1 protein-coding gene and 1 pseudogene are annotated in these 5,076 nt (G+C 33.6%); both read right to left on the bottom strand.

All coding sequences use genetic code 11. The annotated features are described in order from the left end of the window. Window positions 1-37 precede the first annotated feature (37 nt). Window positions 38-367, bottom strand: a pseudogene (locus OZD61_RS00155) (patatin-like phospholipase family protein); the annotation flags it as partial. Between the two features lie 102 nt (window positions 368-469). Further along, window positions 470-4,849 (bottom strand): host RNA manipulator TomO, encoded by a 4,380-nt coding sequence (locus OZD61_RS00160; RefSeq protein ID WP_274979392.1) that lies wholly within the window; start codon window positions 4,847-4,849, stop codon window positions 470-472. Window positions 4,850-5,076: the final 227 nt, after the last annotated feature.

Here is a 5,076-nt window from a genome sequence, read left to right on the forward strand (position 1 = left end):
ACCAGCTTGCAAATGATTGTCCTTTCCTTCATTTCTCTCCTATTACGAAGATTTTAAACAGGTTCTTAGGGAAAAGTTTTTTACTATTTGCATATGCACAAGCTGCTGGATTATTGGCAAACACTCCTCCATCCACTAACACTCTTTTCTCTTGCTTAACTTCTAAATACTTAGGTGCAAAGTATGTTGGTGCTGCTGTTGTTGCTCTGAGTGCATCTTTTAGCTTGATGAAATTCCTATTTTCTCTCCAACTTTTAAGGAAAAATGGACAGTTGTTGTGTATATCATAACTGGTAAGCAGTAGATTACTTGAAACATCAGCAATAGTACTTTCGCCGAAGTATTTATCGAGTACGCATTTTAAATCAGGCTTTGGTTCTTATTTTATGATAATTAACATAATGATAATAAATTATTAAATGGTAAACTATAATATTTATTCCTTAATTTACCGTTGTGTAATAAGCCCTTACACAGTAAGCTCTTCGCGATCTGTAAATTTATTAACACTACTTTCTTCAAGTGAATTTAAAGGTTTATTACAATAGTATATGATCGCAGCAGCAACTAGACAACAAGCTCCAACTGCTATTCCCACTGCTAGCATTTCCAAGTAAACTGCAATAGCTATCCCTGTAGCAACTCCGGTTATTGCTAACATAGCAGCAGCTATCACAGGCAACTTACTTTTTGCATTTTGTAGAGCAGGGTTGTTTTTGCCTGGATAACTAGGTTGTTTGCTGTTACCTTGAACATTATTTACTCGGTTAGAGTCTTTACTAGCTACTAAAGGTACCCCTGTTGGTATTAGTTTTGGTTGTGTATCTTTTTTACCACTATTCTTATCTACACTTTTAGGCGCAGCTAGTTGAACAGATGGCGCAGTAACACCTCCATTGTTTGGATTAGTAGACTGCTTGCCGTTGGTTTTGATATCACTTTTTTGTTCTAGAATTGGTATTTTAACATTTTCATTTGTAACAGCTATATTATATTGATTGGATACTTGATCACTGCCAGTTCGTGATTCATTTAACTGAATTTTACTTAAATTACTATGATTATCATTACTTATAGAAGCTTGACTTACTGTAGCCACATCATCTTTGATCAATGTAACTGAAGTAGTTTGTGCAGCAAGTTCTTCCGGAATTATAGGGATTGCTTGTTGAACAGGAATTTGTTTATCCTCACCATCACTACTGATAATAGAGGTTGATTGATCATTTATAGTAGTGCCAACACCTTCATCGTTAATATTAGCTGTAATATTAGAATGATGTTCGTTAAGGATTTCTAAAGTTTGTTCTGGACCACTAGAATGTTCACCGCTGCGTTGAGTATTATTAACTTGTGCTTCCTCTGAGTTTGTATCTTGACTTTCTACTGTATCATAAAAATGTTCATCATTCTCTGATTGATCCATAAGGGCAATACCACTATCTTCCTGAATTGGTTGATCACCTTCGTTTACAAGTTGAACATTATTACCCCTAATATTTACTAAACTTTTCGGCTGTACTACTTGTATGGAATCCTCTCGTATTACATGTCCAGCTAACTGAATAGGAGCTTGTTCATTCTTACCACTTTTTTGTTCTAAAATTGGCACTTTAACAGTAGAAAAATCATTAATAGCATTAGCTAGAACTGAATTTTCTTTATTAAATAGCACTTTTAGACTTTCTTCATTAATCAAATGCAAATTAAGTCCATAGGTATTACCATTAGGGAGAGAAAGTTCGGCTTCTCGATCAGACTTTTTAAAAATTTGAGCAACACTCTGACCATTAAGGAGAAAAATTTTAATTGTTCTGTTGTTAGGCAAATTCTTTAATGCCTCAATAGTACTAACAGTCCCTCCACGAGGAACAACCTGTTGAGTACCCAAAGTTGCAACATGCAAATCTCTTGCATTTCCTGTTTTGGTAATAACATCTCCCATACCGTAACCTGTACTTGCTACAAGCTCTTTTTCATTACTTGCTACAAGCATTTGTTCAGGAATTCCTGGAGTGTTACTGCTACCAGCTTTTTCAGAATTCATTTGCTGATTCTCATCACTCTGCACTGCGATTTGTACATTATTATTGCTATGATCACCTAAAGATGAATTTGTTGAAGAAACTTCAGCTATTGTTAACGTTGAGATAGCTGTGGTAGAAGAAGAACCTCCATTAAGTTTATTACTCTTTTTCTTCATAAGTGCCAAGCTTCCTGGATAGTTATCAACTAAGGTTTTCAATAGCCCCAGACTAATAGTGTTTCCACTGAGATAATAATTATTGTTAACAAAAAAAGCAATATCAGGAAGGTTAACTTTTAACCCTTTACTTCTTCCATGTCTATGTAAAGATGGCATCACAAAGGTTATAAACTCATCTCCACCAGGTTTAGAATCCTCATAAATTACTACTTTCTGTTCATTACTAGATCCAGAATGTTTCATCATTTCAGAAAGCGAAGCATCTTTATGTTTATTCTTTACTTGTTTAAAATATTGTTTATCACCATTTGAATGGGTGTTTGGAATGAGGTAACTTGGTGCAGTGAATACATTATACAATACTGTAGCAAGGTAAGAAGGATAATAGTATATAGATACGTTATTATCAGACTTAAATTTGTCAGGTTCAATATTTGCAATAAGATTGCGATACACGTCCAATGGATGAGCATAAAGTGAAGAACTACTACTTATTCTTAATTGTTCACCCACGTGTTTATAACCCATAGAACCAAGTGGTAATGAAGGTATGAAATCTGATTGATTAACTACTCTAATAGTTTTCTTTCCAAGGCGCTCTTCATAAACCTCAGCAGCAGCAGAATCGAAAACCCTTGGAGAAGCAAAAGTTGCAACATGCAAATCTTCTGCACCCTCTCTTACACTTAAACATAGAGCAGCTATGGTGGCAATAGCACCTCCCATACTATGACCTGTAAGGTTAATTTTAAAATCTTTAATTTCTAACTTTTGATCATTAACATATCCTTTTAATATCTCATAAACACTGTCCCAAGAATCCTTAAATAAAGAATAAAAACCTGAGTGGATTTTTCCACCTTCAGGTAAAAGCCCATCTGAACTAGTCAAAATCATTTCAGCATCTTTCATGTAGTCAAACAAATTGCGACTACCGCGGTAAACTATAGTTATTTCCTTGTCTTTTATAAAAACATAACCAGCATGTCGATATAGTTGTCCACTATCACGCATATTATAGAATTGAATTATTTTATAACCTTCTTCCTTAAGTTTAGCTGGAACTCTATAAGATCTTTCCTCTAACTCAGAAAACTTTTTATTATTAAGATTATAATCACCAACATAATAGCCTACCTTAACAAAATTGATGATTTCTAATAACTTCTCTTGGCTAAATCCTGCAATTTCGGTTTTATTTGGTCCTAAAACACCTGGCCTTTGCTCTTCTTGAATATCAGTTATTTCAAATTCATTTTGTTCTAGACTTGAATCATCTCCATTAGGTTCCTCATTAAACTGACCGGCAACATTATTATCTACACTTATAGAAGTATGACAAGCGTTTTGATATCTTTGTTGGATGGTTAAAAACTCCACTCCTGAATTTTCAGCGAGTTTCAATATAAAATTTGTATACACATTTTGAATAATTGAGGAATGTTTTTCACGTATAACATTATCTAAAATAGTAACTGGACTATTTTGCAAGAAGGTCAGCCTATCTGTATCGCCTAAAAATTTAGGATCATTTTTAATTAAATCTAGTACTTTTATTATAAAATCTGTACTGCCAGTACATGAGGCGGCTTGCAAAACTAGGTCATAAATCTTTTGTTTTTTTTCCTTACGTCCATTACCTGCACTATCAATATTTTTTAGAACCTGGTTTTTAATTTGTTCAATAATTTTCTCATCTGCAAATGCTTCTTTATAGATTTCTTGAATTATTGGATCTTTCTTTTCAATACGTTCTCTGCACAAGTACTCAACAATTGAAACATGCTCCTGACTTATTGCAGTTTCTAAAAAAGTAACAATACACTTTTTTAATAGATCTTTTTTAGCCTGATCATCAATACATCTTTCAAGTGAATCCAGTACTATCTTCATAAAGTCTTTATTTTTAGCGAGAGATGCTGTTTCAAGCACACCATATAAAGGGTCAAAGCTACTTGTTTGCAACACTTGTTCAAGATCTTTTAAGACATACTCAATAAGAACTGTATTTAGTAATTCTCGCTCTTGTCTTAGTGCTATAACTGAGAAAAAGCCAATCTTATTAGGTTCAACAAGTTGTACAACCTGATTTTTTAATTCAATATAAAGGTCAGGAAATCTCTCTATAAAAGCTGCAATATATTTTTGACTGCCAATAAGTAGAGGTAAAAGACTCAAATTTCCTTCAGCAAAAAGTATGTCCTGGTATTTTTCTGCAAGTTTGTTATTAGCTGCAATTGCTGAAAGTACCAGCTCTTTTGCTGGATAACTATTTACTTGATCAAAACTATATTGTGACAGTATATTTGAATGTATATGCCGGTGATCGCCTCTGTTTTGTAAGTCTAAACCGAGTTGCTTTAAACAAGAATCTCTGAAGCTTTCGTTATCTAGTGTAACAGGTTGGCCTTCATAATCTTCAATGTCTTGTACAATTCTATCTAATTCTTCATAATTATTATATTCTATGGCATTATTTAGAATATCTATTATTTCAGCAAAAGTTAAACTTTCAGGAATTACAACAAATGGATCTTCGACTTCAATACCCGAACCCCCAGAATTTTTCCTACTTTTAACTTTATTTTCTTCTGTAGCATCTGCTGCTGGTAGCATGAGCCCACCAAATAAATTCCAAGCCATGTTCCCCTCCTACTAAAACAATTTAACTAAGTATACCACTAAACAGTAATTTTGCCAAGCAAACCTTTTAACCCCAATTATGTATGGTCCCAGAGAGTGATGAATTGTAAATAAATTAGGAGCACTGGTTACATATAAATTCATAAAGTTTTGAGAGTTTTAAGAACCTGTTAAGGATCTCGAAAATATGAGGTAAAATAAGCATAGTTAAGAAAGAGGTATATCTA

It is taken from the genome of Wolbachia endosymbiont of Drosophila bocki, assembly GCF_028982005.1.
GTDB classification, from domain to species: domain Bacteria; phylum Pseudomonadota; class Alphaproteobacteria; order Rickettsiales; family Anaplasmataceae; genus Wolbachia; species Wolbachia pipientis.